General features: G+C 65.8%; 24 protein-coding genes. 15 read left to right on the top strand and 9 right to left on the bottom strand.

Going from position 1 to position 26,451, the window contains the following annotated elements:
- Positions 1 to 515 precede the first annotated feature (515 nt).
- The 6 genes from HUK65_RS07905 (at position 516) to HUK65_RS07880 (ending at position 10,407) form a co-directional block, all read left to right on the top strand.
- Positions 516 to 1,328 carry a uracil-DNA glycosylase gene (locus tag HUK65_RS07905; protein ID WP_179905615.1) on the top strand — a complete coding sequence of 271 codons (813 nt, stop codon included), beginning with the start codon at positions 516 to 518 and terminating at the stop codon, positions 1,326 to 1,328.
- Positions 1,325 to 1,867, top strand: a complete 543-nt coding sequence (gene moaB / locus HUK65_RS07900; RefSeq protein WP_179905614.1) for a molybdenum cofactor biosynthesis protein B — start codon at positions 1,325 to 1,327, stop codon at positions 1,865 to 1,867. The genes HUK65_RS07905 and moaB overlap by 4 nt, the downstream gene beginning before the upstream one ends.
- 95 nt (positions 1,868 to 1,962) lie before the next feature.
- Complete coding sequence (locus tag HUK65_RS07895) at positions 1,963 to 3,438, top strand: efflux RND transporter periplasmic adaptor subunit (protein WP_179905613.1); 1,476 nt, start codon at positions 1,963 to 1,965, stop codon at positions 3,436 to 3,438.
- Positions 3,439 to 3,442: 4 nt separating this feature from the next.
- Positions 3,443 to 6,883, top strand: coding sequence for an efflux RND transporter permease subunit (locus HUK65_RS07890; RefSeq protein ID WP_179905612.1), 3,441 nt, complete (start codon positions 3,443 to 3,445; stop codon positions 6,881 to 6,883).
- Positions 6,884 to 6,994: 111 nt separating this feature from the next.
- Entirely contained in the window at positions 6,995 to 7,747 is a 753-nt protein-coding gene (locus HUK65_RS07885; RefSeq protein ID WP_179905611.1) for an SDR family NAD(P)-dependent oxidoreductase, read from the top strand.
- 26 nt (positions 7,748 to 7,773) lie between these two features.
- Positions 7,774 to 10,407, top strand: coding sequence for a cation-transporting P-type ATPase (locus HUK65_RS07880; RefSeq protein WP_407692420.1), 2,634 nt, complete (start codon positions 7,774 to 7,776; stop codon positions 10,405 to 10,407).
- A 92-nt stretch (positions 10,408 to 10,499) separates the two neighbouring features.
- Here the strand turns inward: HUK65_RS07880 and HUK65_RS07875 are convergent, their stop codons facing one another.
- From HUK65_RS07875 to HUK65_RS07855, 5 genes are all read right to left on the bottom strand, one after another.
- Positions 10,500 to 10,700 (bottom strand): DUF2905 family protein, encoded by a 201-nt coding sequence (locus tag HUK65_RS07875; RefSeq protein WP_327787061.1) that lies wholly within the window; start codon positions 10,698 to 10,700, stop codon positions 10,500 to 10,502.
- 52 nt (positions 10,701 to 10,752) lie between these two features.
- Positions 10,753 to 11,643 carry a bifunctional methylenetetrahydrofolate dehydrogenase/methenyltetrahydrofolate cyclohydrolase FolD gene (gene folD / locus HUK65_RS07870; protein ID WP_179905609.1) on the bottom strand — a complete coding sequence of 297 codons (891 nt, stop codon included), beginning with the start codon at positions 11,641 to 11,643 and terminating at the stop codon, positions 10,753 to 10,755.
- Between the two features lie 22 nt (positions 11,644 to 11,665).
- On the bottom strand, positions 11,666 to 12,541 hold the full coding sequence (locus HUK65_RS07865) for a bifunctional 5,10-methylenetetrahydrofolate dehydrogenase/5,10-methenyltetrahydrofolate cyclohydrolase (protein WP_179905608.1): 876 nt from the start codon (positions 12,539 to 12,541) through the stop codon (positions 11,666 to 11,668).
- A gap of 15 nt (positions 12,542 to 12,556) precedes the next feature.
- Complete coding sequence (locus tag HUK65_RS07860) at positions 12,557 to 12,853, bottom strand: chorismate mutase (protein WP_179905607.1); 297 nt, start codon at positions 12,851 to 12,853, stop codon at positions 12,557 to 12,559.
- Positions 12,854 to 12,921: 68 nt separating this feature from the next.
- Entirely contained in the window at positions 12,922 to 14,598 is a 1,677-nt protein-coding gene (locus tag HUK65_RS07855; protein ID WP_179905606.1) for a formate--tetrahydrofolate ligase, read from the bottom strand.
- A 195-nt stretch (positions 14,599 to 14,793) separates the two neighbouring features.
- Here HUK65_RS07855 and HUK65_RS07850 point away from each other — a divergent pair, with 195 nt between their 5' ends.
- From HUK65_RS07850 to HUK65_RS07835, 4 genes are all read left to right on the top strand, one after another.
- The gene (locus tag HUK65_RS07850; RefSeq protein WP_179905605.1) at positions 14,794 to 15,684 is read left to right on the top strand and encodes a DMT family transporter; all 891 of its coding nucleotides are present in this window, start codon (positions 14,794 to 14,796) and stop codon (positions 15,682 to 15,684) included.
- Between the two features lie 108 nt (positions 15,685 to 15,792).
- A complete protein-coding gene (locus HUK65_RS07845; RefSeq protein WP_179905604.1) occupies positions 15,793 to 16,887 on the top strand; it encodes a TRAP transporter substrate-binding protein in 1,095 nt (364 codons plus the stop codon).
- A gap of 103 nt (positions 16,888 to 16,990) precedes the next feature.
- The gene (locus HUK65_RS07840; RefSeq protein WP_179905603.1) at positions 16,991 to 17,989 is read left to right on the top strand and encodes a TRAP transporter small permease subunit; all 999 of its coding nucleotides are present in this window, start codon (positions 16,991 to 16,993) and stop codon (positions 17,987 to 17,989) included.
- Positions 17,990 to 17,995: 6 nt separating this feature from the next.
- Positions 17,996 to 20,656 (top strand): TRAP transporter large permease, encoded by a 2,661-nt coding sequence (locus tag HUK65_RS07835; RefSeq protein ID WP_179905602.1) that lies wholly within the window; start codon positions 17,996 to 17,998, stop codon positions 20,654 to 20,656.
- A gap of 52 nt (positions 20,657 to 20,708) precedes the next feature.
- On the opposite strand, the gene HUK65_RS07830 is transcribed toward HUK65_RS07835, so the two are convergent.
- Entirely contained in the window at positions 20,709 to 21,050 is a 342-nt protein-coding gene (locus HUK65_RS07830; protein ID WP_179905601.1) for an ArsR/SmtB family transcription factor, read from the bottom strand.
- Positions 21,051 to 21,265: 215 nt separating this feature from the next.
- Between HUK65_RS07830 and HUK65_RS07825 the strand changes: the two genes are divergently transcribed.
- The 5 genes from HUK65_RS07825 (at position 21,266) to HUK65_RS07805 (ending at position 23,800) form a co-directional block, all read left to right on the top strand.
- A complete protein-coding gene (locus HUK65_RS07825; protein ID WP_179905600.1) occupies positions 21,266 to 21,613 on the top strand; it encodes an AtpZ/AtpI family protein in 348 nt (115 codons plus the stop codon).
- A 22-nt stretch (positions 21,614 to 21,635) separates the two neighbouring features.
- Positions 21,636 to 22,346, top strand: a complete 711-nt coding sequence (locus HUK65_RS07820) for a F0F1 ATP synthase subunit A (protein WP_179905620.1) — start codon at positions 21,636 to 21,638, stop codon at positions 22,344 to 22,346.
- 58 nt (positions 22,347 to 22,404) lie between these two features.
- On the top strand, positions 22,405 to 22,641 hold the full coding sequence (locus HUK65_RS07815) for a F0F1 ATP synthase subunit C (RefSeq protein ID WP_179905599.1): 237 nt from the start codon (positions 22,405 to 22,407) through the stop codon (positions 22,639 to 22,641).
- Positions 22,642 to 22,721: 80 nt separating this feature from the next.
- Positions 22,722 to 23,246 (top strand): F0F1 ATP synthase subunit B', encoded by a 525-nt coding sequence (locus HUK65_RS07810; RefSeq protein WP_179905598.1) that lies wholly within the window; start codon positions 22,722 to 22,724, stop codon positions 23,244 to 23,246.
- Positions 23,243 to 23,800 (top strand): F0F1 ATP synthase subunit B, encoded by a 558-nt coding sequence (locus tag HUK65_RS07805; RefSeq protein ID WP_179905597.1) that lies wholly within the window; start codon positions 23,243 to 23,245, stop codon positions 23,798 to 23,800. The genes HUK65_RS07810 and HUK65_RS07805 overlap by 4 nt, the downstream gene beginning before the upstream one ends.
- Positions 23,801 to 23,943: 143 nt before the next feature.
- On the opposite strand, the gene HUK65_RS07800 is transcribed toward HUK65_RS07805, so the two are convergent.
- The 3 genes from HUK65_RS07800 to HUK65_RS07790 all read right to left on the bottom strand — a co-directional run bounded on the left by HUK65_RS07800 (position 23,944) and on the right by HUK65_RS07790 (position 26,395).
- Positions 23,944 to 24,711: a FadR/GntR family transcriptional regulator gene (locus tag HUK65_RS07800; protein ID WP_179905596.1), complete on the bottom strand. Its 768-nt coding sequence runs from the start codon at positions 24,709 to 24,711 to the stop codon at positions 23,944 to 23,946.
- A gap of 103 nt (positions 24,712 to 24,814) precedes the next feature.
- Complete coding sequence (locus tag HUK65_RS07795; protein WP_179905595.1) at positions 24,815 to 25,450, bottom strand: OmpA family protein; 636 nt, start codon at positions 25,448 to 25,450, stop codon at positions 24,815 to 24,817.
- Positions 25,451 to 25,483: 33 nt separating this feature from the next.
- A complete protein-coding gene (locus tag HUK65_RS07790) occupies positions 25,484 to 26,395 on the bottom strand; it encodes a methylated-DNA--[protein]-cysteine S-methyltransferase (RefSeq protein WP_179905594.1) in 912 nt (303 codons plus the stop codon).
- Between the last annotated feature and the right edge of the window lie 56 nt (positions 26,396 to 26,451).

Raw genomic sequence — 26,451 nt, 5'->3', positions numbered from 1 at the left:
TCATCGCCCACATCCGTCGCCTCACCCGCCTCATCGCAAGAACCTGAAATCATTCAGACCATTATGAATCGGACTCTGAGGACTTTGGGGGAAAAGGCCGTGGAAGCATATACCACCCCCCGCGCAAGCATCCATCCCCGTAGCCCTCAAAACCTCTTTTGAGGTATCGAAATCTCTAAATACATCGCCAAGGTCTATGTTGCACATATCACGTGAGGGATACATCTCGTGGATTCAGCGTGGTAGCTGGGGAACATGAGCAGACCCACACCCGCCGCCTACATGTCCAAGAACTGGCCCAGCTACAACGATGCGCTGATGCACCGCAGCTCGCTGACGATCTGGTTCGATTCCGCCATGACAAATGCGCCACGACCTTCCTCGCCGCTACCGTCATCTACCTGCTTTGAATATCAATAAGTCTGGGCCTGGGCCCCCGACGCGGCGGTGACAACCCGGGCCGTGTGACGCGATGGGCGCTTTACGTGCTGGCGCGGGGCGCTTACCTATGGCGCATGCAGGGGCAGATGGATTGGCATACCGCGCGGGCGCTGCTGGAATGGCAGGTCGAACTGGGCGCGACCGAGGCGATCGGCGACAGCCCGGTCAACAGTTATGATCTGCCCGCCGACACGCCGTGGAAACCCCCTGTCAGACCCAGACCTGCGGCCCGCCCCGCGCCCGCGGCGCCCGCACCCGCACCTGCGGCCCCCGCAGTTGACCCGGTGGCCGAGGCCCGCGCCCGCGCCGGTGCGGCCCAGGACCTGGACGCCCTGCGCGCCGCCATGGCCGATTTCGACCATTGCGAGTTGAAGAGGGGCGCGCGCAGCCTGGTGTTCAGTGATGGTCAGCCAACCGCGCGCGTGATGATCGTGGGCGAGGCTCCGGGCAGCGAAGAAGACCGCCAGGGCAAGCCATTCGTGGGCCGGGCCGGGCAGTTGCTGGACCGGATGTTCGCCGCCATCGGCATGGCACGTGATCACCCGGACCCGGGCCGCGCGCTCTATATAACAAACATGCTGCCCTGGCGCCCGCCCGGCAACCGCGATCCGAATGCGCAGGAACTGGCCATGATGCGCCCCTTTGTCGATCGCCACATCGAACTTGCCGCGCCGGATGTGCTACTGTTCATGGGGCGGGTTTCCGCCACCACGCTGTTGCAGACCGCAACCGGGATCACCCAGCTGCGCGGCAACTGGCATGACTTCCTGCACCGCCCGGTGCTGCCCATGCTGCACCCCGCCTATCTGCTGCGCAACCCCGCCGCCAAACGCCATGCCTGGGCGGATCTGCTGACCCTTCAGGCCAAACTGAGGTCCCTGCCATGAGCCGAATCGACGACACCAAGGAATTCATTCCCGTCCGCTTTGCGGTGCTGACCGTATCGGACACGCGCGATCCGGCCGGCGACCGGTCGGGCGACACGCTGGCCGGGCGGATCGAAGCTGCGGGCCACACCCTTGCCGCGCGCGGGATCGTGCGCGATGAGCGCGACCAGATCGCCGCCCGCCTGCGCGAATGGTGCGCCGACCCGGGCGTGGATGCGATCCTGACCACCGGCGGCACCGGGCTGACCGGGCGCGATGTGACCGTCGAAGCCCACCGCGATGTCTATGAAAAGGAGATCGAGGCCTTTGGCACTGTCTTCACCATCGTCTCCATGCAGAAGATCGGCACCTCGGCCATCCAGTCCCGGGCCTGTGCGGGGGTGGCGCAGGGCACATACCTCTTTGCGCTGCCCGGATCGCCCGGCGCCTGCAAGGATGCCTGGGACGAGATCCTGCGCCTTCAGTTCGATTTCCGCCACCGCCCCTGCAACTTTGTCGAAATTTTTCCGCGGTTGGACGAACATCTGCGACGGAAATGACGCGTGCGGCCGTGTGCATGATGCAAATGTGACCCGCGGGCCGGGGTGCTGCGTATATCCTGTGATCCGACGGCCCCAAAGTTAAGAAAGTTGCCATGCGTTTCCTGACCCGCAGCCTGTTGGCGCTGTTTCTGGCCGGTCTGACCCTGGGGTTGCTGGGCTATGCCGCGCATGTGGTGGTGACCTCGGTGCAGGAGCGCGCCCAGCAATCCGCCCGCCCCGCCATGAGCCGTGAGCGCACATTCACGGTGCAGGTCATGCCTTATGATCCCGGGCAGGTGATCCCGGTGCTCTCGGCCTTTGGTGAGGTGCGCACCCGCCGGTCACTGGAGCTGCGCGCGCCCATGGCCGGGCGGGTGCTGGAACTGGCGCCAGGGTTTGAGGATGGCGCTGCGGTCACCGCCGGGCAACTGCTGCTGCGCATTGATCCGTCCGAGGCGCTTTCGGCGCGCGATCTGGCGCAATCCGACATGTCCCGGGCCGAGGCCGAGCTGCGCGATGCCGTCCGCGCCCTGGATCTGGCCGCCGAAGACGTGGCCGCCGCGCAGGAACAGCTTGACTTGCGCCAGCGCACCCTGGACCGGCGCCGAGATCTGGCCGGGCGCGGCGTGGGCACCGAAGCCCAGATCGAAGAGGCCGAGCTGGCCCTGTCCTCGGCCCGGCAGGCGCTGGTGTCCCGTCGCCAGGCCCTAGCCCAGGCCGAAGCGCGGCGCGATCAGGCCGAAACCGCGCGCGACCGTCTGCGGATCACCCTGACCGATGCCGAACGCCGCCTGGCCGATACCGAGGTCCACGCCGGTTTCGCAGGCGTGCTGAGCGGGGTCGATGTGGTCGAAGGTGGGCTGGTCAGCACCAACGAGCGGCTGGCAACCGTGATCGACCCCGATGACCTGGAAGTGGCCTTTCGCATCTCGACCGCGCAGTATCTGCGGCTGCTGGACCCTGACGGCGGCCTGCGCGCGGCCCCGGCGCAGGTGTCGCTGGATGTCTCGGGCATGGAAATCACCAGCCCGGCACGGCTGAGCCGTGTCGGCGCGGGTCTGACCGAAGGCCAGTCCGGGCGGTTGCTCTATGCCACGCTGGATGCCCCGCGGGGCTTTCGCCTCGGTGATTTCGTGACCGTGCGCGTTGATGAGCCGGCGCTGGAGAATGTGGCGCTGCTGCCTTCGGCTGCGGTGACAGCGGCGGGCGAGGTGCTTGTCGTCGGCCCGGATGACCGGCTGGAGGCGCACCCGGTCGAGGTCCTGCGCCGCCAGGGCGATGCGGTGATCCTGCGTGCCAGCGCCGATCTGGCCGGGCGTGAGGTGGTGCGCGAGGTCGGCCCCATGCTGGGCGCGGGCATCCTGGTCCAGCCCCAGCGTTATGCGGCTGCCAGTGCCGGGCAACCCCTCGCCCCCGAAGCGCGCATGATCCGGCTGGACCCGGAACGCCGCGCGGAGCTGATCGCCCAGGTCGAAAGCAACAGCCGCATGCCCGAACCCGTGCGCGCGCGGCTGATCGCTCAGCTGGAACAGGATGAAGTCCCCGAACAGATGATCGAACGTATCGCCAACGGGCCGCGCGGGGGGTGATGCCATGACCGATGCGGGCGAGGTCCGGCGCAACCGGTTGCAGGTCACGGCTCTGGGTCTGTTTCGCTATTTCACCCGGCACCGCACGGCGGCGAACCTGCTGCTGGTGCTGATGCTGACCGCCGGGCTGGCCGCTATTCCCAACATGCGCGCGCAGTTCTTCCCCGATGTGGTGGTGGACACGGTTTCGGTCAGCGTGGGCTGGTCCGGGGCGGGGGCCGAAGATGTGGACGCCGCCATTGTCCAGATCATCGGCCCGGCCCTGCAGGCTGTGGATGGCGTGGCCCGCGTGGACGCCCGCGCCCGCGAAGGTTCGGCCAGTTTCGTGATGGAGTTCGAAACCGGCTGGGACATGACCCGCGCCACATCCGATGTGCAGGATGCGCTGGATGCGGTCAGCAACTTGCCCGCCGATGCCGATGACCCGCGCCTGCGCCGGTCAAGTTGGGGCGACCGGGTGACGAATGTGGTGATCACCGGCCCGGTGGCGGTGGAGCAACTGGCCCGCTTTGCCGATGAATTCACCGCGCGGCTGTTTGCCGAAGGGATCACCCGCACCAGCATTCAGGGCATCGCCGCGCCCGAGGTCATGGTCGAGGTGCCCTCGCGCAATCTGGTGGCCCATGACATTGCCATGGCCGATATTGCCCAGTCCATCGCCGCCGCCGTCTCCGCCGACCCCACGGGTGAGATCGCCTCAGGCGCCGCCCGGGTGCGGGCGGGGGCCGAACGGCGCAGCGGCACCGAGATCGCGGCGCTTCCGCTGCGGTCACTGCCCGATGGCACGCAATTGACCGTGGCCGATATCGCCACCGTGACCGAAGGCGCCGTGGACCGCAACCGCGCCTATTTCGTGGGTGAAAACCCGGCCATTGCCGTGCGCGTGGACCGGTCCGAGCGGGGCGATGCCATCGACATTCAGAACACGGTGCAGCGGGTGGCCGATGACATGGTGCTCAGCCTGCCGCAGGGCACCCGGATCGAACTGGTCAGCGCGCGGGCCGAGTTCATCTCGGGGCGGCTCGCGATTCTGGTCAAGAACGGGCTGATGGGGCTGGGGCTGGTGGTGATCCTGCTGTTCCTGTTCCTGAATGCGCGCACGGCCTTCTGGGTGTCGGTGGGGATCCCGGTGGCGATGCTGGCGGCGGTGGCGGTGATGTGGGCCATCGGGCTCAGCTTCAACATGATCTCGCTATTCGCGCTGATCATCACGCTGGGGATCGTGGTGGATGATGCCATCGTGGTGGCCGAACATGCCGACTGGCGCGCGCGCGAACTGGGCGAAAGCCCTGCGCAGGCCGCCGAGAACGCCGCAACGCGCATGGCGCAGCCGGTGTTCGCGGCCTCGATCACCACGATCATCGCCTTTGGGGCGCTGATCGTCATCGGCGGGCGCTTCGGCTCCCTGATCGCCGATATCCCCTTCACGGTGATCGCGGTGCTGATCGCCTCGCTGATCGAATGCTTCCTGATCCTGCCGCATCACATGTATCATGCGATTGCAGGCGCCGCAAAGGAGCACTGGTATGACTGGCCCTCGCGCCAGGTGAACCGGGGCTTTCGCTGGATGCGCGAGCGACTGTTCCGCCCCTTCATGGGGCTGGTGATCGCCGCGCGCTATCCGGTGCTGGCGGGGCTGGTGGCGCTGCTGGCCGTGCAGGGGGGCAACCTGATCCGGGGCGATCTGCCATTCCGCTTCTTTGCCGCCCCCGAACAGGGGTCGATCACCGGCAATTTTGCCATGACCGACGCGGCCACCCGCGAAGACACCCTGGCCATGATGCGCGAATTGCAACGCGCCACCGAAGCCCTGGCTGCGCGCTATGAGGCCGAGATCGGCGTCAACCCGGTCATCCATGCCCTGGCCGAGATCGGCGGCAATTCCGGCCGGGCGCTGGCCGCGGCCGATAACAAGGAGCCCTGGCAGCTGGGTGCGATTTCCATCGAGCTGGTGGATGCCGACGCGCGGCCGTTTTCATCCTTCGAATTCACCTCGGCCCTGCAGGATGAGGTCCGCCCCCATCCGCGGCTGGAGGAGTTCAGCTTTCGCAGCTGGGGCGCCGGTCCCGGCGGCGACAACCTGTCGGTGGATCTGGCCGGTGGCAGCGCCGAGGTGCTGAAAGCTGCCGCCGAAGCCCTGCAGGCGACCCTCGCCCCCTATGGCGAGATCACCGGCCTGGAGGACAGCCTGCCCTATGACAAGGAAGAGCTGATCCTGCGGCTGACCGCGCAGGGGCAGGCGCTGGGCTTTACCGAAGACGGGCTGGCCCGCGTGCTGCGCCACCGGCTGGGCGGGATCGAGGCGGCGACCTTCCCCGACGGGATGCGCACCGGCGCCATTCGCGTGGAAATCCCGGACACCGAACGCACGGCGGATTTTCTGGACAGCATGCTGATGCGCGCCGCCTCGGGGCAGTATGTGCCGCTGGCCGATATCGTCAGCGTGGACAGCCGCCAGGGCTTTTCCACCATCCGGCGCGAAAACGGGGTGCGGGTGGTCACCGTCACCGGCGACATATCCGAAGATGACCCCGCCCGCGCGCGTGAGATCACGCAGGAACTGCGCGAGGTGATCCTGCCGCAGCTGGAGGCCGATTTCGGCATCGAAACGCGCCTTTCAGGGCAGGCCGAGGATGAAGCCGCCTTCCTGTCGGATGCCATGGTCGGGGTGACGCTGTGTCTGCTGCTGATCTATCTGACGCTGGCCTGGGTATTTTCCAGTTGGCTGCGCCCGCTGGTGGTGATGGCGGTGATCCCCTTCGGGCTGATCGGGGCGTTCTATGGGCATATGCACTGGAATATCGCCCTGACGATTTTTTCCATCATCGGGCTGATCGGCATGGCGGGGATCATCATCAACGATTCCATCGTGCTGGTGACCACGGTGGATCAGTATGCGGCGGATCGCGGGCTGATCCCGTCGATCATCGATGCCGCCTGTGACCGTCTGCGCCCGGTGCTGCTGACCACGCTGACCACGGTGCTGGGCCTGACACCGCTGATGTTCGAAGGCTCCACCCAGGCCGAGTTCCTCAAGCCCACCGTCATCACCCTGGTCTATGGGCTGGGCTTTGGCATGGTGCTGGTGCTGCTGGTGGTGCCTGCCCTGCTGGCGGTGGGGCATGACCTGGGGCGGCAGGCGCAATCGCTGCGCCGCATGCTGCAACTGCCGCGCCGGGGGCAGGGGTTGCTGGCGGTGCCGGGGCTGGTGGCGGCGGCCGTGCTGTTGTGGTTTGCCGCCAGCATGGGGCATGTGATCGCCACCGGCAGCCTGTGGTCGCCGCTGGCCGCGCTGCCCCTGCCGGGTGGGGCGCCGATCCAGCAGGCGCTTGTCGCGTTTCTGGCCGGGCTGGCCGGGCTGGTGGTGGCGGGCTGGACCTTCGCCGGGCTGGGCCTGTGGCTGGGCGTCCGGCGCGGGCGCGACCGGGCAGCGCCTGGCGCCTGACCTCTGCGTCATTTGCGCAGGATCAAGGCGCCGCCCCTTGCTTTCGCCGACTCTGGGCAGAAGTGAACAGGGGGCGCCCGATGCCCCTGCCAAAGCGCAAGGAGAGATCAGATGTTCGATTTCACAGGAAAAACCGCCATCGTGACCGGCGCCGGTTCAGGTATCGGTGAGGCGATAGCACTGGAACTGGCGGCCTCGGGTGCCTTTGTGGTGGTCAGCGATCTGGATGAAGAAGCCGCAAACCGCGTTGTGGCGATGATCCTGGACCGCGGGGGCAAGGCCGAAGGGCACGCCGCCGATGTGTCCGACCCGCAGGCCATGGAGCGCATGGTCGCCTTTGCCGAAGCCGAAACCGGCGGCCTGCATCTGGCGGTGAACAACGCAGGCATCGGCGGGCCGCAGAACCCGGTGGGCGAATACCCGCTGGACGGCTGGAAACAGGTGATCGATGTCAACCTCAACGGCGTGTTCTACGGGCTGCGCTACCAGATCCCGGCGATGGAGCGCGCGGGCGGGGGCGCAATCGTCAACATTGCCTCGATCCTGGGGTCGGTCGGTTTTGCCAATGCCAGCGCCTATGTGGCGGCCAAGCACGGGGTGCTGGGGCTGACCAAGACGGCGGCCATGGAATATTCCGCCAAGGGCATCCGCGTAAACGCCGTCGGTCCCGGCTTCATCGCCACGCCGCTGCTGACCAAGAACCTGGAGCAGGAGGTGCTGGACGGTCTGGCCGCGCTGCACCCCATCGGCCGGATCGGCACCTCCGAAGAGGTCTCGGCCCTGACCTGTTTCCTGCTGTCGGAGCGTGCTAGCTTCATCACCGGAAGCTACCATCTGGTGGACGGCGCCTATACGGCGCAGTAACCGCGCGGCGATCCGAAAGGGAATAGATGAGTGACAAGATGAAGCCCTGGGCCACGCCCGTGGCCGAGGTTCTGGAGCATGTGGACGCGGGCGAAAAGGGGCTGAGCGCGTCCGAGGCCGCCGCGCGGCTTGACAAGCACGGCCCCAACAAGCTGCCCGAGGCGGAACGGCGCAGCACCTTGATGCGCTTTGTGGTGCAGTTCCACAATGTGCTGATCTATGTCTTGCTGGGCGCGGCGCTGATCAAGGCGCTGATGGGCCACTGGATCGATACCGGCGTGATCCTGGCGGTGGTGGTGCTGAACGCCATCATCGGCTTCATCCAGGAAGGCCGGGCCGAGGCCGCGATGGAGGCCATTCGCGGCATGCTGGCCCCGCGCGCCGCCGTGCTGCGCGATGGCAAGCGGGTCACGGTAGATGGGGCCGATCTGGTGCCGGGCGATGTGGTGCTGCTGGAGGCGGGCGACAAGGTGCCCGCTGACCTGCGCCTGTTCAAGGCCCGCGGCCTGGCGGCGCAGGAGGCCATCCTGACCGGCGAATCGGTTCCGGTGGACAAGGACACCGACCCGGTGGAGGCGGGCGCCGCACTGGGGGACCGGGCCTCGATGCTGTGGTCGGGCACGCTGGTCACCCAGGGCGCCGGGCGCGGGCTGGTGGTGGCCACCGGCGCAGGCACCGAGATCGGGCGCATCGGCGGGATGCTGGCGGGGGTGGAGAAGCTGACCACCCCGCTGGTTGCGCAGATGGACCGCTTCGCCCGCTGGCTGAGCCTGTTCATCCTGACCGCCGCCGCGCTTCTGTTCGCGTTCGGGGTCTTCATCCGCGGCTACCCGCTGGAAGAGGCCTTCATGTCGGTGGTCGCCGTGGCGGTGTCCTCCATCCCCGAAGGCCTGCCGGCGGTGCTGACCATCACGCTGGCGCTGGGCGTGCAGGCCATGGCGCGGCGCAACGCCATCGTCCGGCGGCTTCCGGCGATCGAAACCGTGGGCGCGGTGTCGGTCATCTGCACCGACAAGACCGGCACGCTCACCCGCAACGAGATGACCGTGGCCCTGGCCGAAACCCCCTCCGGCCGATTGGAGATCGCAGGCGAGGGCTACGCGCCGAAGGGCAAGATCACGGGTGAGGCCGACCCGGAGGCCCTCGCCCTGGCCGCAGCACTTTGCAACGACGCCGAATTGCACGAGCGTGACGATGGCTGGATGGTCGAGGGCGACCCGATGGAGGGCGCGCTGCTGGCCTTTGCCGGCAAGGCGCTGGAGGATGACCCGCTCGATGCATGGGACCGGGTGGACGCGATCCCATTCGACAGCCGCCACCGCTACATGGCGACCCTCCATGAACGCGACGGGGCGCGGCGGGTGCATGTGAAGGGCGCCCCCGAACGGGTGCTGGGCATGTGTGCGCATCTGCCCGATGGCAGCACCTTCACCCCCGAGGACTGGCACGAGCGCGCCGATGCCATGGCCGCCGAGGGCACCCGCGTTCTGGCCCTGGCGGTGATGGAGGCCGACACGCTGGAGGCGGAGGCGCTGGACGGCGGCCTGACCTTCCTGGGCCTTGTGGGGCTGATCGACCCGCCCCGCCCCGAAGCGATCAAGGCCGTGGCCGAATGCCGGGGCGCGGGGATCGGGGTCAAGATGATCACCGGCGATCATGCCGGCACCGCCCGCGCCATTGCCGCGCAGGTGGGGCTGGAGCACGCGGGCGAAGTGCTGACCGGCGCCGATCTGGAAGAGATGGACGATACCCGTCTGGCGCAGGTGGTGCGTGATGTCGATGTCTTTGCCCGCACCACGCCGGAGCACAAGCTGCGGCTGGTCAAGGCGCTGCAAAGCCATGGGATGACCGTGGCGATGACCGGGGACGGGGTGAATGACGCCCCGGCGCTGAAACGCGCCGATGTGGGCATCGCCATGGGCCAGAAAGGGTCCGAGGCCGCCAAGGAGGCCTCGGAGCTGGTGCTGGCGGATGACAATTTTGCCTCCATCGCTGCCGCAGTGCGCGAGGGGCGCACGGTCTATGACAATATCCGCAAGGTGATCGGCTGGACGCTGCCGACCAATGCGGGCGAAAGCTCGGCCATCATCATCGCGATCCTGATCGGGGTGGCGCTGCCGATCACGGCGTTGCAGGTGCTGTGGGTGAACATGATCACCTCGGTCACGCTGGGGATCGCGCTGGCCTTCGAGCCGACCGAGAAGGCGACCATGGAGCGCCCGCCACGCGAACGCGGGGCGTCGCTGCTGTCAGGGGCGCTGTTGTGGCATGTGGTGCTGGTGGGCGGGCTTTATGCCGCGGCCATGTTCGGGATCTTCAACTGGGGGATCGGGCAGGGCTATTCGGTGGAACATGCGCAGACGCTGGCGATGAACACACTGGTGATGCTGAAGATCTTCTATCTGTTCCATATCCGCAATCTGCACGGCACCGGGCTGGGCTGGGACGCGCTGCGCGCCACGCGGGCGGTGTGGGTCACGGTGGCAGTGGCACTGAGCGCGCAGGCGGTGCTGACCTATGTGCCGCTGTTGCAACTGGCCTTTGGCACGCAGCCCATGGCCGCGCTGGACATGGCGGTGATCCTGGCCCTGGGGGCGGTGTTCATGGTGCTGATCGAGATCGAGCGCCAGTTGCGCCGCACGGTGACCGAGACGGGGTGAGCCTGTGGCCAGCCGGGGAGGGGGGCTGTCTGCCCCCCGCCGCCCGTTCCGGGCGCCTCCCCCCGAGGATATTTTGCAAGGGTGAAGGACGGTCAGCGAAAGAGGCGCAGGAGCAGGCTGAGGATGACGCTGAGCAGGATCATGGTGGTGATGGGCAGATAGAGCCGGCCGCCCGTGCCCCGCGGGATCACCAGATCGCCGGGCAGGCGTCCCAGCGGGACCTGTTTGAGCCAGGGCCAGAGCAGCCCCGCCACCAGCAGGGCCAGGCCGAGGATGATGAGCAGTTTCTGCACGCGTGCCACCTCTGGCCCCTGATACCGGCGGGGCCGGGGCAGGGGCAAGGGCTCAGGCGGTCAAACCTTCGGGTTCGGGCAGGCCGTGGGTGCGGCATGCGGCGGTGAGGGTGTTGGCCAGCAGGCAGGCAATGGTCATGGGGCCGACCCCGCCCGGCACGGGGGTGATGGCGCCGGCCACAGCGGCGGCGCTGTCGAAATCGACATCGCCCACAAGGCGGGATTTGCCGTCACGCTCAACCCGGTTGATGCCGACATCGATCACGGTGGCGCCGGGTTTGACCCAATCGCCCTGGATCATTTCCGGGCGGCCGACGGCGGCGACCAGGATATCGGCGGCGCGGCAGACGGCGGGCAGGTCCCTGGTGCGGCTATGGGCGATGGTGACGGTGCAGCTGTCGCCCAGCAGCAGTTGCGCCATGGGTTTGCCGACGATGTTGGAGCGCCCCACCACCACGGCATTCATCCCCGACAGGCTGCCGTGATGGTCGCGCAGCATCATCAGGCTGCCCAGCGGGGTGCAGGGGACCATGGCCTTTTGCCCCGTGCCCAGCAGCCCCACATTCGAGATATGGAAGCCGTCCACATCCTTGGCCGGGTCGATGCGGTTGATCACCAGATCCGAATTGAGGTGCCCGGGCAGCGGCAGTTGCACCAGAATGCCATGCACCGCCGGATCGGCGTTCAGCCGGTCGATCAGGGCCAGCAGGTCGGCTTCCGAGGTGTCGGCCTCAAGCTTGTGTTCAAAGGAGGCCATGCCGCATTCCACGGTCTGCTTGCCCTTGGAGCGGACATAGACCTGGCTGGCGGGGTCCTCGCCCACCAGCACCACGGCGAGGCCCGGGGTCAGGCCGTGATCGGCCTTCATCCGTGCCACATGGTCGGCGACTTGCTGGCGGATGCGGGCGGCAAAGGCCTTGCCGTCGATGATGGTTGCGCTCATTCGCGTCACTCCCTTTCGCGTGTCATTCGGCAGCATAGGCGCTGCGATAGTGGTCCATCTGCATCCGGGTCGCCTTGACCGCGTTGCTCAGCAGGGTCGCCACGGTCACCGGGCCGACCCCGCCGGGCACCGGGGTCAGCCAACCGGCGACCTCGGCGCAGCTGTCGAAATCGGCGTCTCCGACGGTGCGCCCGTCCACCCGGTTGATGCCGATATCGATCAGGGCCGCACCGGGTTTGAGCATGGCGCCGGTGACCAGCCCCGGCTTGCCCACGGCCACGAAGACCGCATCGGCGCGGCGCGAATGCACCGCCACCTGGCGGGTCATGTGGTGGCAGACGGTGACGGTGGCGCCCAGCCCCATCATCAGAAAGGCGATGGGCTTGCCCACGATCTCGGAATGGCCGATCACCACCACGTCCAGCCCTTCGATCTGCAACGGCAGGGTCTTGAGCATTTCAACCGCCGCCACGGCGGTGCAGGGCCCAAGGGCGAGATCGTTATAGACGATGTTACCGATGGAGGCGGGGTGCATCCCCTCGACATCCTTGAGCGGGTGGACGGCCTTTTGCAGCGCCTTGACCGGGATATGCGCGGGAAGCGGGCGCTGGATGATGATGCCGTTGACGCGCGGGTCGGCGTTGAGCCCCTGCAGCACGCCGATCAGTTGCTCGAGCGAGATCGTGTCAGGGAAGTTGCGCTCCTGAAACTGCAGGCCGCAGGCTTCGGCGCTGCGTTTCTGGTTGCGCACATAAAGGGCAGCGGCGGCGGTGTCGCCGACCGAAACCGACACCAGCGCCGGGGGCCAGCCGGCCTCGCGCAACGCGGCGGCATCGGTGGCGACCTGATCGCGGATGCCGGTGGCGATTGTCTTGCCGTCGATCAGGGTTGCGGTCATGTCGGTCCCGTCTGCTCAGCTCGGCCCAAGCACGCGCTCCTCGCGGGCGATGGACCATTCGATGATGCGCCCCCACAGATCCTCGGCCAGGTCCGGGTCGAACCCTTCGGCTTCGGCAGTGGCGCGCACATTGGCGATGACCTCGGCCACGCGCGGCTCTATGCGGGCGGGCAGGCCTTCGGTCGGTTTCAGGGCGATTGCCCGGTCAATATAGCTGGCGCGCTGCACCAGAAGGTCGATCAATGCGCGATCCAGAAGGTCGATCTGTTCGCGAAGCTCGGCCATGGTCCGGCAATCTTCGGCGGGTTTCATGGGGTCTCCTTCGATCCGGTCGCGCTCAGATGTAGCGCGCGACCGGACAGGGCACAAACCCAAACCCCTCAGAACAGGCCTTCGATGAGGCCTTCGTCGTTGATGCGGATGACCTCGGCGGAGGGCTGCCTTGGCAGTCCGGGCATGGTCATGATCTCGCCGCAGACGACCACGACGAAGCCTGCACCGGCCGAGAGGCGGACCTCGCGGATGGGCAGGGTGTGGCCTTCGGGGGCGCCGCGGCGGTTGGGGTCGGTGGTGAAGCTGTACTGCGTCTTGGCCATGCACACCGGCAGGTTGCCATAGCCCTGGGCCTCCCACTCCTTCAGCTGATCGCGCACCTTCTTGTCGGCGATCACCTCGGACGCGCGGTAGATCTTCTTGGCGATGGTCTCGATCTTGGCAAAGAGCCCCATGTCATCGGGGTAGAGCGGCTGGAAATCGGCGCTGTCGCCATCGGCCAGCGCGGCCACCTTCTCGGCCAGTTCGGTGATCCCCGCCGAGCCGTTGGCCCAGTGCTTGCACAGCACGGCTTCGGTGCCCAGACCCTGCACATACTCCTGCAGGGCGGCGACCTCGGCATCGGTGTCGGTGACGAAATGGTTGATCGCCACGATCACCGGCACGCCAAAGGATTTCACGTTCTCGATATGGCGGCCCAGGTTGGCGCAGCCCTTCTGCACGGCGTCCACATTCTCGTCGCCCAGATCGCCCTTGGCCACGCCGCCATTCATCTTCATGGCGCGCACCGTGGCCACGATCACCGCCGCCGCAGGCTTCAGTCCAGCCTTGCGGCACTTGATGTCGAAGAACTTCTCGGCCCCCAGATCGGCGCCGAAGCCCGCTTCGGTCACCACATAATCGGCCAGTTTCAGCGCCGTCTGCGTGGCCACCACGGAATTGCAGCCATGGGCGATATTGGCGAACGGGCCGCCATGGACAAAGGCGGGGTTGTTTTCCAGCGTCTGCACCAGGTTGGGCTGCATCGCGTCCTTCAAGAGCACCGCCATGGCGCCATCGGCCTTGATGTCGCGGGCAAAGACCGGCGAGCGGTCGCGGCGGTAGCCGACGATGATATCGCCCAGCCGGCGCTCCAGATCGCCCATGTCGGTGGCCAGGCACAGGATCGCCATGACCTCGGAGGCGACGGTGATGTCGAAGCCGGCCTCACGCGGGAAGCCGTTGGCCACGCCGCCCAGGTTGCACACGATCTGGCGCAGGGCGCGGTCATTCATGTCCATCACCCGGCGGAAGGCGATGCGCCGGATGTCGATCTCCAGCTCATTGCCCCAGTAGATGTGGTTGTCCAGCATCGCCGCCAGCAGGTTATGCGCGCTGGTGATGGCGTGGAAATCGCCGGTGAAATGGAGGTTCATGTCCTCCATCGGCACCACCTGCGCATAGCCGCCGCCCGCGGCCCCGCCCTTCATGCCGAAGCACGGGCCGAGGCTGGCCTCGCGGATGCAGATCGCCGCGGTCTTGCCGATGGCGTTCAGCCCGTCGCCCAGGCCCACGGTGGTGGTGGTCTTGCCCTCGCCCGCAGGCGTCGGGTTGATCGCCGTCACCAGGATCAGCTTGCCATCGGGGCGGTCCTTGAGCGAGGCGATATACTCCGCCGAAACCTTCGCCTTGTCATGCCCATAGGGCAAAAGATGATCCGACGAAATCCCAAGCTTCGATCCAACCTCCTGAATCGGCTTCTTCTTCGCCGCGCGCGCAATCTCGATATCGCTTTTGGGGGCCATGGTCTGATGGTCCTTGCCTGATGTGTCCTATCGGCGGTGGTATACAAAGCCATGTGCGCATGCACAGGGCCGATAGCGACATTTCCGGTCCCACAACCGCCAGCCTTGCGATTACGGCGGGCCATTGTATCCCCCGGCGGATTGGCGCTATGACGGGGCGCGCGCCTGCACAAGCGCTGCAAGGCGGGGGAGGTCATGCATCAGGAAGAGGCTCAGCCGGTCAAGGCCGCGCTGTGGATGATGGGGGCGATTGCGTCCTTCACGCTGATGGCGGTGGCCGGGCGGGCGATTCAGGTGGAGCTCAGCTCGTTCGAGCTGATGTTCTGGCGCTCGCTGGTCGGGTTTGCGATCGTTCTGGTACTGGTCATGGGGCTGAGCCGGGCGGGGCTGCGCCAGCTTGTGCCTTCGGCCCCGGGGCTGCATCTGGCGCGCAACGTTTTCCATTTTGCCGGGCAGAACCTGTGGTTCTTCGGGATCACGGTGATCCCGCTGGCGCAGCTTGTGGCGCTGGAATTCACCTCGCCCATCTGGGTGGCGCTGCTGGCGCCGCTGCTGCTGGGCGAGGCGCTGACCCGGCGCAAGCTGGCGGTGGCGGTGCTGGGCTTTGGCGGCGTGCTGCTGGTGGCGCAACCGGGGGTGCAGCCGCTGAATGCGGGGCATCTGGCTGGGATGCTGGCGGCACTGTGCTTTGCGTTGAACGTGATCTTCACCAAGCGGATCATGCGGTATGACAGCGTCTGGTGCGTGCTGTTCTGGATGACCCTGTCGCAGACGCTCTTCGGGTTGGTGTTGTCCTTTATCGGCGGGTTCACCTGGCCGTCAGTGGCGCTGATCCCCTGGCTGCTGGTGGTGGGGGTGACCGGGCTGACGGCGCATTTCTCGCTGACCTCGGCGCTGGGGCTGGCGCCTGCGTCCACCGTGGCGCCGATGGAATTCGCGCGCCTGCCGGTGATCGCGCTGGTGGGCGTATGGCTTTATGCCGAAGGGCTGGACCCGCTGGTATTCCTGGGCGCGGCGATCATCTTTTCGGCCAATTGGTGGAACATGCGCGCCGGGCGCCCACGTCCGGTTGGCAAGGAAATTTGACCAGTCAGGGCAGATTCCTGTTTGAAGGCGCTGACTGATATGGTCTAACACGGGGCGTCAACTGCAGCAGCAGTTGGAGCAACCAGAAAAATCCATGGGAGGATTGTAATGGATCGTCGCTCTTTTCTGAAAACCTCGGCGATTGGCGGCTCGGCGGTCGCGGCTTCGTCGCTGGCGGCCCCGGCTGTCGCGCAGGGGCGCACGCCGATGGTGATTGTCTCCACCTGGCCGCGCGACTTTCCGGGCCTGGGGACCAGTGCGCAGCGTCTGGCCGTGCTGATCGAGGAAGCCACGGACGGCGCGATTGCCCCCGAATATTATGCCGCTGGCGAGCGTGTCGGCGCGTTTGACGTGTTCGACGAGGTGGCCGCAGGCAACGCGCAGGCCTTTCACGCCGCGGATTATTACTGGCAGGGCGTGCACCCGTCGTTTTCGTATGTCTGCTCGGTTCCCTTCGGTCTTACCGCGCTGGAGCAGAACGCCTTCATGCATTACATGGGCGGGCAGGAACTGTGGGATGAGTTGGCGGATGACTATGGCCTGAAGGGCTGGCTGGCCGGCAACACCGGCTGTCAGCCCGGAGGATGGTTCAACCGCGAAATCAACTCGCCCGAGGATCTGCGCGGCCTGCGCATGCGCATCCCCGGTATCGGCGGGTCCATGATGTCGCAGCTGGGTGTGTCGGTTGTTTCGCTGCCCGGTGGCCAGATCTATGAAAACCTGGTTTCGGGCGCCATTGATGCGACCGAATGGGTTGGCCCGTGGAATGACTATTTCCTGAACCTGCATCAGGCGGCGCGCTACTACTACAACCCCGGCGCACAGGAGCCGGGCCCGGCGCTGTCGCTGACCATGAACAAGTCCTGGCTGACCAGCCTGCCCAGCTGGCAGCAGCGCGCCATCCAGGCCTGCTGCCACATGGAAAACGACCGGATGATGGCGGAATACAACGCCAACAACGGCCGCTACCTGGACATGCTGATCCGCGACCACGGCATCCAGATGCGCGAATTCAACGACGAAGTCTTCGAAGCCTTTGGCGAGGCTTCCGAGGCCGTGTTCGACGAAATTCGTCAGCATTCGGACCTTGCCAACCGCATGCACGAGGCCTTTGTGACTGCGCGCGCCGAGGTTGGCCGCTGGCTGTCGATTTCCGAGCAGGAATTCGCCTTCAAGCGCAACCGGGTGCTCGGAATCGACTGATCCGCGCCAGTGGCGCCACGGAGCGGGGCGGGGCCGGGATGGCACCGGCCCGCTTCTCCACATAAGACAGAAGAATAAAATCACGTCCGACAGGAACTGAACCATGCCGCATTCGACCCCCGCAACGGGCATCGGGCCGATCTTGCTCAGGCTTCTGGCCTGGGGGACGGTCACGATCACCTTTGCCTTTCTGATCGAGAATTACCTGGTTCACTGGCGCGGCCAGCCCGGGGCCATGGCCTTTGTTCAGGGGCAAACGGACGGCCTGCTCTCGGCGGTGCTGTATGTGGTGGCGGCGGTTCTGGCTGTGGCGCTGGTCTATCGCAGCCGCAACGAACCCTTCCGAACCGACAGCGCCCGGATCGAGGCGCTGACGAATTACCTGGTCCGCGCCTGTTTCTTTGCCGTGCTGTTCGTGGGGCTGGGCGATACGGCGGTGTCCTGGCTGCGGGCCGAGGGGCTGCACCGGGTGCTCTTCAGCGATGAGATGGCGACCGCCCTGGGCCAGACGCGCTTTCGCGGGCCGATGATCCATGTGCCGCTTATGGTGCTGGGTTTTGTCGTGGCCGCCTTTACCCGCACGCTGGGCTTCTTCTGGCTGGCGCTACTGGTGGTGCTGGTGCAGTTGCTGATGGTGATCGGGCGGTTCATCTTCTCGTATGAACAGCCCTTCATGGCCGATCTGGTGCGCATGTGGTATGCGGCGCTGTTCCTGTTTGCCTCGGCCTATACGCTGGCCACGGACGGGCATGTACGGGTGGACGTGTTTTATTCCTCGATGAGCCGAAAGGGCCGCGCGCTGGTCAACGGGCTGGGTGCGGTGGTGCTGGGCATGACCATGTGCTGGACCATCCTGATCCTGGGCACGGCCACCAGCGCCTCTACCCTGATCGGCCCGTTCCTGCGCTTCGAACAGGGTCAGCAGACCTATGGCCTGATGACGAAATACACGCTGGCGGTGTTCCTTGGCATTTTTGCCGTGACGATGCTGTTCCAGTTTGCGGCCTATGTCCTTGGCGCCGCCGCCAGCTGGCGTGATGAATTCGACCCGAACGCCCCGCCCGAAGGTGCTGCGGCGGATGTGAAACTGGCTGCAGGGTAAGCGATCATGGAAGTTGTCTTTCTCTTCATCCTTGTTGCGATGATGATGTTCACGCTGGGCATCGGCTTTCCGGTGGCCTTTGCGCTGCCCGGTTCGGCGATTGTCACCATTGGCCTGGCCGCCGGGACCGGCTGGCTGTTTACCGGCGATGCCAGTTCCTTCTTCATGCACGGCACGGCAGTCGAATGGCTGAGCGCCGGGGTCACCAACTTCCGAGGGATCTATTGGGAGGCCGAGCGGGATACGCTGATCGCCATCCCGTTGTTCGTGTTCATGGGCATCATGCTGCAGCGGTCGCGCATAGCCGAGGAACTGCTGGTCACCATGGCCAAGCTGTTTGGCGGGCTGCCGGGGGGCTTGGGCATTTCGGTCGTCGTGGTCGGTGCGCTGCTGGCCGCCACCACCGGGATTGTCGGCGCCACCGTGGTTGCCATGGGGCTGATCTCGCTTCCGGCGATGATGCGCAACAATTACAGCCAGCCGCTGGCCACCGGCTCGGTGCTGGCCTCGGGCACGCTGGGGCAGATCATCCCGCCGTCGATCGTGCTCATCATCCTGGCCGACCAGCTGTCTTCGGCGGTGGATCAGGCGGCGCAATTGCGCAGCGCCGAATACCGTGAGGCCACGGGCGCCTTCTCCATGCCCTCGGAACTGGGGGTGACCTCGACCTCGGCGGGCGACATGTTCATGGGGGCGCTGTTCCCCGGCCTGCTGCTGGTGGGCATGTATATCGTCTTCATCCTGATCTTCGCGCTGATCAGCCCGAAAAGCGCGCCCTCGGTGCCGATCGAAGGGCGGATGGACCGCCGCTTCTGGTTCGATGTCTTCTTTGCTACCGTGCCGCCGCTGCTGCTGATCGTGCTGGTGCTGGGGTCGATCATCACCGGTGTTGCCACCGTGACCCAGGCCGGCGCCGTGGGCGCAGCGGGCGCCACGGTCATGGCGGGTTACAAGATCCATGAAGGGCGGGGGCGCTTTGTCCCGGCCATCATCGTGTTGGCCATGCTGGTGGTGATCTACCTACTTTCGGTCAGCTTCAACCTGAACATCCGGCAGATGGACCGCTCAGGCGCTGCGCTTGGCGTTGCGCTTGCCGCGCTTGCCGTCATCGTGCTACTGGCCGCCCTGGGCTGGAGCGCCTGGCGCACGCTGAAAATCGACAACACCCTGCGCGCGGTGATGATCGAAACCGCCAAGACATCATCGCTGGTCTTCATCATCCTGCTGGGTGCGGCGATGCTGATTTCGGCCTTCCGGGCCTTTGGCGGCGAACATATGGTGCGCGATTTCCTGGGAAGCATGCCGGGCGGGTTCTGGGGTCAGTTCATCATCGTCATGATCGTGATCTTCCTGCTGGGCTTCTTCCTGGATTTCATCGAAATCGCCATCGTCGTGGTGCCGATTGTCGCGCCGATCCTGCTGATGAACCCCGAAGCGAATATTACCGCCGTCTGGCTGGGGGTGATGATCGGGCTGAACATCCAGACCAGTTTCCTGACACCACCTTTCGGCTTTGCGCTGTTCTATCTGCGCGGGGTCGCGGACCGGACGGTGAAGACGCTGAACATGTACAAGGGTGTGATCCCCTTCATCGCCTTGCAACTGGGGGCGCTGGTGGTCGTGGGCTATAACCCGCCGCTGGTGAACTATCTGCCTGCGCGGGTGCAGCTTCTGTCGGAAAACGCGCCACCACCGCGCAACCCGCGCCTGCAACATTGTGTCGAGGAGTTGCTGATCCGCGACTTGCCGGCGCAGGAAAGCACGGTGCGCGGGTTGTTGGCCACGCTGGAGGGGGCTGATCGTTCGATCCTGCCGCCGGCGCAGGAGCGTGAACTGGACACCGCCATCGCCGCTTATGAGGCCAGCTTCGCGCAACTGGACGCGTTCGTCGCCGCCATGGACGCGATCGAGGACGCAACCCCAAGCTATCAGCCACTGCACCGCGAAGTTGCCGATATCCGGCGCGAGATGCTGGGCCATACCCAGCGCATTGATCGGCTACAGGCACAGATGCGCAACTTCCGGGGGGATGCACCGGTTGCCGTGGCCGGGCGCGAACGGATCGAGGCGCAGATCGCTGCGGCCGAAGCTGACCGTGCTGCCGCCGAAGCCCAGATTCCGGAACGCTGGGAGCAGGCACAGCGCGACTTCCAGGCGCTGGTGCAGGTGGAGATGACGGCGCGCAACGACCTGCGCCGCCCGACCGAGCAGGCCTATCTGACCTTCCGCGAAATGGCGCAAACCATCGCGGCGGCAGAGGCTTTCGCCGACCTGCGCCCGCGGGTCGAAGCCCTGGCCGCCGAGGTGAATATCTCCGACAACAGCGAACTGGCCAGCCGCGTTCAGGCGCTGGAAGGCGAAATTGCAGCGCTGCCAGGCTCGGCTGACCTGCGCTCGGCCCTGTCGGATATCCGCGACGGGCTGACCGGGCGCCGTGCCTCGGCCGAGGCGGCCGCAGACGCCGCCGAGGCGGCGGTGGAACAGGTCCACGCCGATACCGAATGGCGCCGCGCGGCTTCCGCGACTCTGCTGACACCCTTGCGCGCGATCGAGGAGGAAACCCGATTCACCCTCGGCATGCGCGAACAGCCACGGCTGGAGCGTGAACACGCCCTGGAAGTGGCGCGCTGTGTATCGGTGCATCGGGACGTGTCATTGCGGTTCTGAACTCTGGGCGCGGGGGCGCTGATGTGCCCCCGCGCCCGCGCGGTCCCACGGCCTAGCCGCCGCCCTGTCCCGGCCCGCCGAATTCCGCTTCCAGAAAGCGTTCAAATGCGTCCAGGTTGACCGCTTCGAACTGGCCAAAAGCCTGCATCCAGACGCTGGCATCGCGCAGCGCATCGGGCTCCAGCTTGCACCATTTCACCCGCCCGCGCTTTTCCTGGCTGATCAGCCCCGCCGCCGCCAGAATGCTCAGGTGCTTGGAAATCGCCGCCAGTGACATGGCAAAGGGTTCGGCAACATCCGTGACGGCCATGTCATCTTCCAGCAACATGGTCAGGATCGCCCGCCGCGTGGGATCGGCCAGCGCCATGAAGATCTGGTCCAGGGGGTGGGTCATGGCGGATGATTGGCCCCGCGCCGGGCAAAGGTCAACCGAAAGGTTGAATATGCTGGCGGGCGTGGGCGCATGCCCGTATGCGGCTGCTGCGCTGCGGCAAAATTTCAAAACCCTTTGTTATCAGCCACTTGATTGGTGCCCATGCGCGCTCTTGGCGCTTGACTCTCTAAGCCCGCGCGCCTAGCTTCCGCCCAGCTTCCTGACCGGGGGTGGCCATGGCCGACAAGCAGGATCTAGAGCGTCTCAGGGCGCTCGAAGACAAGATCGCAAAGCTCAAGGCCGCACATGAGCCGCCGCCTGCGAAGGAGGATCATCACACGCTGGCAAACGCTGCCTGGCGGATGGTGATCGAACTGGTGTCGGGGCTCGGCATCGGTTTCGGCATCGGATACGGGCTGGATGTGCTGTTCGGCACAATGCCATGGCTTCTGGTGCTGTTCACATTGCTGGGCTTTGCCGCCGGTGTCAGCACGATGATGCGCACGGCACGCGAGCTTCAGGACCGGAATATGCAGGCGGTACAGAAACCCGCCGCGGAACGAGGGGACGATACCCGTGGCTGAGAACGGCATTGTCATCAAACCCATGGACCAGTTCATCGTGAAGCCGCTGTTCGGCGGTGACATGGTCAGCTGGTACACCCCCACCAACGTCACCCTGTGGATGGCGCTGACCGTCCTGGCCGCCACGGCGATGATGGTCTATGGCTCGCGCGGGCGGGCCGTGGTGCCGACGCGCGCGCAGTCGGTGGCCGAACTGACCTACAGCTTCATCTACAAGATGGTCGAGGATGTTGCCGGGCGCGATGCGGTGCGCTTCTTCCCCTATATCATGACCGTTTTCCTGTTCGTGCTGTTTGCGAACCTGTTGGGGCTGATCCCCTTCGCCTTTACCACCACCTCACATATCGCGGTGACGGCGGTGCTGGCGCTGACGGTGTTCATCTCGGTCACGGCGCTGGGGTTCATCCTGCACGGCACGAAGTTCCTGAAACTGTTCTGGGTGGACAGCGCGCCCTTGCCGCTGCGCCCCGTCCTGGCGCTGATCGAGGTGATTTCCTACTTCGTGCGCCCGGTCAGCCATTCCATTCGTCTTGCCGGGGCCATGATGGCCGGGCATGCGGTGGCCAAGGTGTTTGCGGGCTTTGCCGCCGCACTTGGTGCGGCCTTCTTCCTGCCCATTCTGGCGGTGACCGCGCTTTATGCGCTGGAACTGCTGGTGGCGGTGATCCAGGCCTATGTGTTCACGATCCTGACCTGCGTCTACCTGAAGGACGCGCTGCATCCCGCTCACTAAGCCCGGGGCAGTCAGGCAAACCTCTATCCAATCACTTCCAACGTAAGGAGAAACGATCATGGAAGGCGATCTCGTACAAATGGGTGCTTACATCGGTGCTGGCCTGGCATGCCTCGGCATGGGCGGCGCAGGGATCGGTGTGGGCCATGTGGCCGGCAACTACCTCGCCGGCGCGCTGCGCAACCCGTCGGCCGCTCCCGGCCAGACCGCGTTTCTGTTCATCGGCATCGCATTCGCAGAAGCACTGGGCATTTTCTCGTTCCTGGTTGCCCTGCTGCTGATGTTTGCGGTCTGATCTGAACCCTGGTTTTCCTTACGGCCGGACGGGCGGGCGCACCCGCCCCTCCGGTGAATTCAGGACCTGAGGGGGACGACATGGCAGACCCTGCCCAAGACGCGGTTGGCATGCCGCAGCTCGATTTCACCACCTTCCCCAACCAGATCTTCTGGTTGATCGTGGCGATGATCGCGCTTTACCTGATCCTGTCGCGCGTGGCGCTACCGCAGATCAGTGCCGTTCTGGCAGATCGCCGGGGCGCCATCACCAACGATATCGCCGCAGCCGAGGAAGCCAAGCAAAAGGCTGCCGCGGCTGAGGAGGCTTATCACAAGGCGCTGGCCAATGCCCGGGCCGAGGCTGGCCGGATTGTCGATCAGGCGCGTGCGGAAATCCAGCAGGAGCTGGACGTGCAGATGGCCAAGGCCGAAGCCGAGATCGCCGCCCGTAGCGCCGAATCCGAAAAGCGCATCCGCGAGATCCGCGAGAGCGCAATGGATATGGTCGCCGAAGTGGCAAAGGATACCACGCGCGAGGTTCTGGGCGTCTTTGACGTGAAAGCGGATGCGCGCACGGTCAACGCCGCCGTCACGGCGCGGCTGAAGCAAGGGGGCACGGCATGAAGCGGCTTGCACTCATTTCCGCCCTTCTGGCCACGCCGGCCATGGCTGCGGGGGATTACCCGTTCTTTTCCCTGCGCAACACTGACCTTATTGTCCTGATCGCCTTTGTGATCTTTGCCGGTATCCTTGTCTATTTCAAGGTGCCCGGGATGATCACCGGGCTTCTGGACAAGCGCGCTGACACCATCCGCGGTGAGTTGGACGAGGCGCGGCGCCTGCGCGATGAAGCCGTGGAAATCCTGGCCTCATTCGAGCGCAAGCAGGCCGAGGTCAAGGATCAGTCCGACCGGATTGTCGCCCGCGCGCGCGAGGATGCCCGCATCGCCGCCGATCAGGCGAAGGAAGAGATGAAGGCCTCGATCCAGCGCCGGATCAAGGCCGCCGAGGATCAGATCTCCTCGGCCGAGGATGCGGCCCTGCGTGCGGTCCGTGATCAGGCGGCACGGGTGGCTGTTGCCGCCGCCGGGGATGTGATCGCCAAGACGCTCAGCGATGCCGAAGCCGATGCATTGATCCGCGATTCGATCACCACGGTGGAACAGCGGCTGCACTGATTGCGCCCCAATCGCGCCAAGTCACTTGAAAGCCCGGCCCCTGCGCCGGGCTTTTTTGTTGGCGGACCCATGGTTGGTCCGGCAGTACTGGCGCAGACAGGATCATCAGCCTTGCGCTTCTGCGTGCGAAGGGGACAGGGGTGCTACAGGTCTTGCGCGTGTTCATAGCGCAACTGGGCAATGGCCTCGTTGCGCTCCACCCGTTTCAGATCGTGCAGCGTGCTTTTCACGAAATCCATATGCGCCTCGACCGCGGCGCGGGCGGTCACGGGGTCGCGCGCCTGCAGGCCCGCGTTGATGGCCCGGTGCTGGTCCAGCAGGTCATCGCGGGTCGCGCGCTGCCGGAACATCATCTGGCGATTGTAGAACACGCCCCGGCGCAACAGGTCGAACATGGCGCGCATCATGTGCAGCATGATGATATTGTGCGAGGCTTCGATGATAGACAGATGGAATTCGGCATCCAGATGCGCCTCATCGGCCGGATCGCGCTTATCATGGGCAGCTTCCATCTTCGAAAAGACGGTGTTGATGACCATCAGATCGGTTTCCGATCCCAGCCGCGCGGCGCGTTCGGCGGCCATGGCTTCCATGTCGCGGCGGAAATCGATGTAATCGAAAAGCGCCTCATCATGATCGGCAAACAGGTCCACCAGCGCAGCCGAAAAGGCTGATCCCAGCGCCTCGGACACATAAATGCCCGCGCCGGCCCGGGTTTTCAGCAACCCACGGTCCTGGAGTTCGGCCACCGCGTCACGCAGACTGGGGCGGGACACGCCCAGACGCTCGGCCAGGTCACGCTCCGACGGAAGCCGCTCCCCCGGGCGCAGGATGCCACGCAGGATCAGAAGCTCGATCTGCTGCACAACCGTGTGTGAAAGCTTTTCCAATTGCACGCGCTGAAATGGCATGGCTCCCCCCGATCATTGGTAAAAAGATATGACCGAAAAGGGAGGGTCTGCAACTCCGATTACGGTCCGGGGCGCGATTGGGCACCCCGGGCCGTCAGTGCGATCAGGCAGCGGTTGGGCGGATGATGATTTCCACCCGGCGATTCTGGGCCCGGCCCTGGGCCGTGCTGTTATCGGCGATCGGCTGGGTCAGCCCGCGACCGATGGCGTTGACCCGGTGCGACGGCACGCCCGCGTTGCGCAGGACGGCAGCCACGGACCCGGCGCGGCGTTCTGACAGGCCCTGATTATACTCGGCCGAGCCGGTGTTATCCGTATGGCCGACAACAAAGATCTGGCTGTCGGGGTTGTCGATCAGGTTGCGCGCGATGATGCGCAGATCGCTTTGCAGATCCGGGCGGACCACAGCGCTGTCCACGGCGAACAGGATATCCTGCGGCATGGTCAGGATGATCTCTTCGCCCGTGGTGCGGATATTCACGTCCGAACCCAGCTGGCGGCGCAGTTCCGCGGCTTGCTGGTCCATGCTGTGTCCAACGACCGAGCCTGCGATGGCGCCGACCGTGGCGCCAACCAGCACCCGGTCACGGTGCCCGCCGGTGGCTGCGCCCAGCGCGGCGCCTGCCGCGGCCCCGGTCAGGGCGCCGGGGACAACGCGGCTCTGGGTGTTCTCGGGGTTGACGCAACCGGCAAGGAACAGTGCCGCAGCGCCAAGCGACAAGGAGGTTCTGACAATCATTCTTCGGGCCTTTCCAGGTAATTCGGCGCGATCCTAGCAGCTTGCGCCCGGCCCTGACAGACCCTGACTGCCCTGCGCTGCCGTGACCACGTCACTTTGGCGAGAGTTTGCCGGTTCCGCTGCCTCCAGCCGGGCCGCCTCCCATCCCAGCATGGCGCGTTTGCGGGGCAGGCCCCAGTGATAGCCGCCAAAGCCGCCGCCTGCACGCAGGCAGCGGTGGCAGGGGATGACGAACCCAAGCGGGTTGCGCCCGACCGCCGTGCCCACGGCGCGTGCCGCACCCTTGTGGCCGATCCGCTCTGCGATCCGGCCATACGTTGTCACATGCCCCGAAGGGATCTGCAGCAGCGCCTCCCAGACCTTGATCTGGAAGGGGGCACCGATCAGATGCAGTTGCGCCGTGCCATGTCGGGCAAAGATCGCGCGGACCAGGGGGTGCACAGCGGTGGGGTCTTCGATGTGTTGCGCCCGGGGCCAGCGGCGGGCCATGTCGTCGAATGTGCGGGCGCGGTTCCCATCGGTCACGAAGGCCAATCCGCAGAGGCCGCGGTCGGTGGCCATGGCCAGGGCCTCGCCAAAAGGGGTGGGGAACCAGCCATGGCGGATCACCAGCCCCGCGCCCGCGCGGGCGTAATCACCGGGAGACATCGCCTCCCAGCGCAGGAACAGGTCATGCAGCCGTCCGGGCCCCGACAGCCCGGCACCCAGGCTCGCCTCCAGCGTTGAGAAGCGGTCCTGCAGCAGGCGCCGGGCCTGGCCAAGTGTCAGGTATTGCTGATACCGTTTGGGCGACACGCCTGCCCACTGGCTGAACAGACGCTGGAAATGCGCCGTGCTCATACCCAGTTCAGCGGCCAGATCATCCAGGGACAGGGCCGTCCCGCCGGGCGCATCTATCAGGTCGATGGCGCGGCGGACGATATTGTAGTGATAGGGGTCTGACATGGGGCGCCGGTCTGCTCTGTTGCGGTTGCTGTCAGCCTATGGCCCATTGGCCCCCC

This window comes from Rhabdonatronobacter sediminivivens, assembly GCF_013415485.1.
Lineage (GTDB): Bacteria > Pseudomonadota > Alphaproteobacteria > Rhodobacterales > Rhodobacteraceae > Rhabdonatronobacter > Rhabdonatronobacter sediminivivens.
Note: the sequence above shows the minus strand (reverse complement) of the source record. Positions and strands in the feature narration are given on the sequence as shown.

Excerpts from the sequence above, each read along its gene's own strand:
- HUK65_RS07830 (WP_179905601.1), bottom strand. The coding sequence starts at position 21,050 with ATGACCCACCCCCTGGACCAGATCTTCATGGCGCTGGCCGATCCCACG.
- moaB (WP_179905614.1), top strand. The coding sequence starts at position 1,325 with ATGAGCCGAATCGACGACACCAAGGAATTCATTCCCGTCCGCTTTGCG.
- HUK65_RS07845 (WP_179905604.1), top strand. The coding sequence starts at position 15,793 with ATGGATCGTCGCTCTTTTCTGAAAACCTCGGCGATTGGCGGCTCGGCG.
- HUK65_RS07815 (WP_179905599.1), top strand. The coding sequence starts at position 22,405 with ATGGAAGGCGATCTCGTACAAATGGGTGCTTACATCGGTGCTGGCCTG.
- HUK65_RS07805 (WP_179905597.1), top strand. The coding sequence starts at position 23,243 with ATGAAGCGGCTTGCACTCATTTCCGCCCTTCTGGCCACGCCGGCCATG.
- HUK65_RS07865 (WP_179905608.1), bottom strand. The coding sequence starts at position 12,541 with ATGACCGCAACCCTGATCGACGGCAAGACAATCGCCACCGGCATCCGC.
- HUK65_RS07905 (WP_179905615.1), top strand. The coding sequence starts at position 516 with ATGCAGGGGCAGATGGATTGGCATACCGCGCGGGCGCTGCTGGAATGG.
- HUK65_RS07890 (WP_179905612.1), top strand. The coding sequence starts at position 3,443 with ATGACCGATGCGGGCGAGGTCCGGCGCAACCGGTTGCAGGTCACGGCT.
- HUK65_RS07790 (WP_179905594.1), bottom strand. The coding sequence starts at position 26,395 with ATGTCAGACCCCTATCACTACAATATCGTCCGCCGCGCCATCGACCTG.
- HUK65_RS07810 (WP_179905598.1), top strand. The coding sequence starts at position 22,722 with ATGGCAGACCCTGCCCAAGACGCGGTTGGCATGCCGCAGCTCGATTTC.
- HUK65_RS07895 (WP_179905613.1), top strand. The coding sequence starts at position 1,963 with ATGCGTTTCCTGACCCGCAGCCTGTTGGCGCTGTTTCTGGCCGGTCTG.
- HUK65_RS07850 (WP_179905605.1), top strand. The coding sequence starts at position 14,794 with ATGCATCAGGAAGAGGCTCAGCCGGTCAAGGCCGCGCTGTGGATGATG.
- HUK65_RS07820 (WP_179905620.1), top strand. The coding sequence starts at position 21,636 with ATGGACCAGTTCATCGTGAAGCCGCTGTTCGGCGGTGACATGGTCAGC.
- HUK65_RS07795 (WP_179905595.1), bottom strand. The coding sequence starts at position 25,450 with ATGATTGTCAGAACCTCCTTGTCGCTTGGCGCTGCGGCACTGTTCCTT.
- HUK65_RS07880 (WP_407692420.1), top strand. The coding sequence starts at position 7,774 with ATGAGTGACAAGATGAAGCCCTGGGCCACGCCCGTGGCCGAGGTTCTG.
- folD (WP_179905609.1), bottom strand. The coding sequence starts at position 11,643 with ATGAGCGCAACCATCATCGACGGCAAGGCCTTTGCCGCCCGCATCCGC.
- HUK65_RS07840 (WP_179905603.1), top strand. The coding sequence starts at position 16,991 with ATGCCGCATTCGACCCCCGCAACGGGCATCGGGCCGATCTTGCTCAGG.
- HUK65_RS07825 (WP_179905600.1), top strand. The coding sequence starts at position 21,266 with ATGGCCGACAAGCAGGATCTAGAGCGTCTCAGGGCGCTCGAAGACAAG.
- HUK65_RS07885 (WP_179905611.1), top strand. The coding sequence starts at position 6,995 with ATGTTCGATTTCACAGGAAAAACCGCCATCGTGACCGGCGCCGGTTCA.
- HUK65_RS07835 (WP_179905602.1), top strand. The coding sequence starts at position 17,996 with ATGGAAGTTGTCTTTCTCTTCATCCTTGTTGCGATGATGATGTTCACG.
- HUK65_RS07860 (WP_179905607.1), bottom strand. The coding sequence starts at position 12,853 with ATGAAACCCGCCGAAGATTGCCGGACCATGGCCGAGCTTCGCGAACAG.
- HUK65_RS07800 (WP_179905596.1), bottom strand. The coding sequence starts at position 24,711 with ATGCCATTTCAGCGCGTGCAATTGGAAAAGCTTTCACACACGGTTGTG.
- HUK65_RS07855 (WP_179905606.1), bottom strand. The coding sequence starts at position 14,598 with ATGGCCCCCAAAAGCGATATCGAGATTGCGCGCGCGGCGAAGAAGAAG.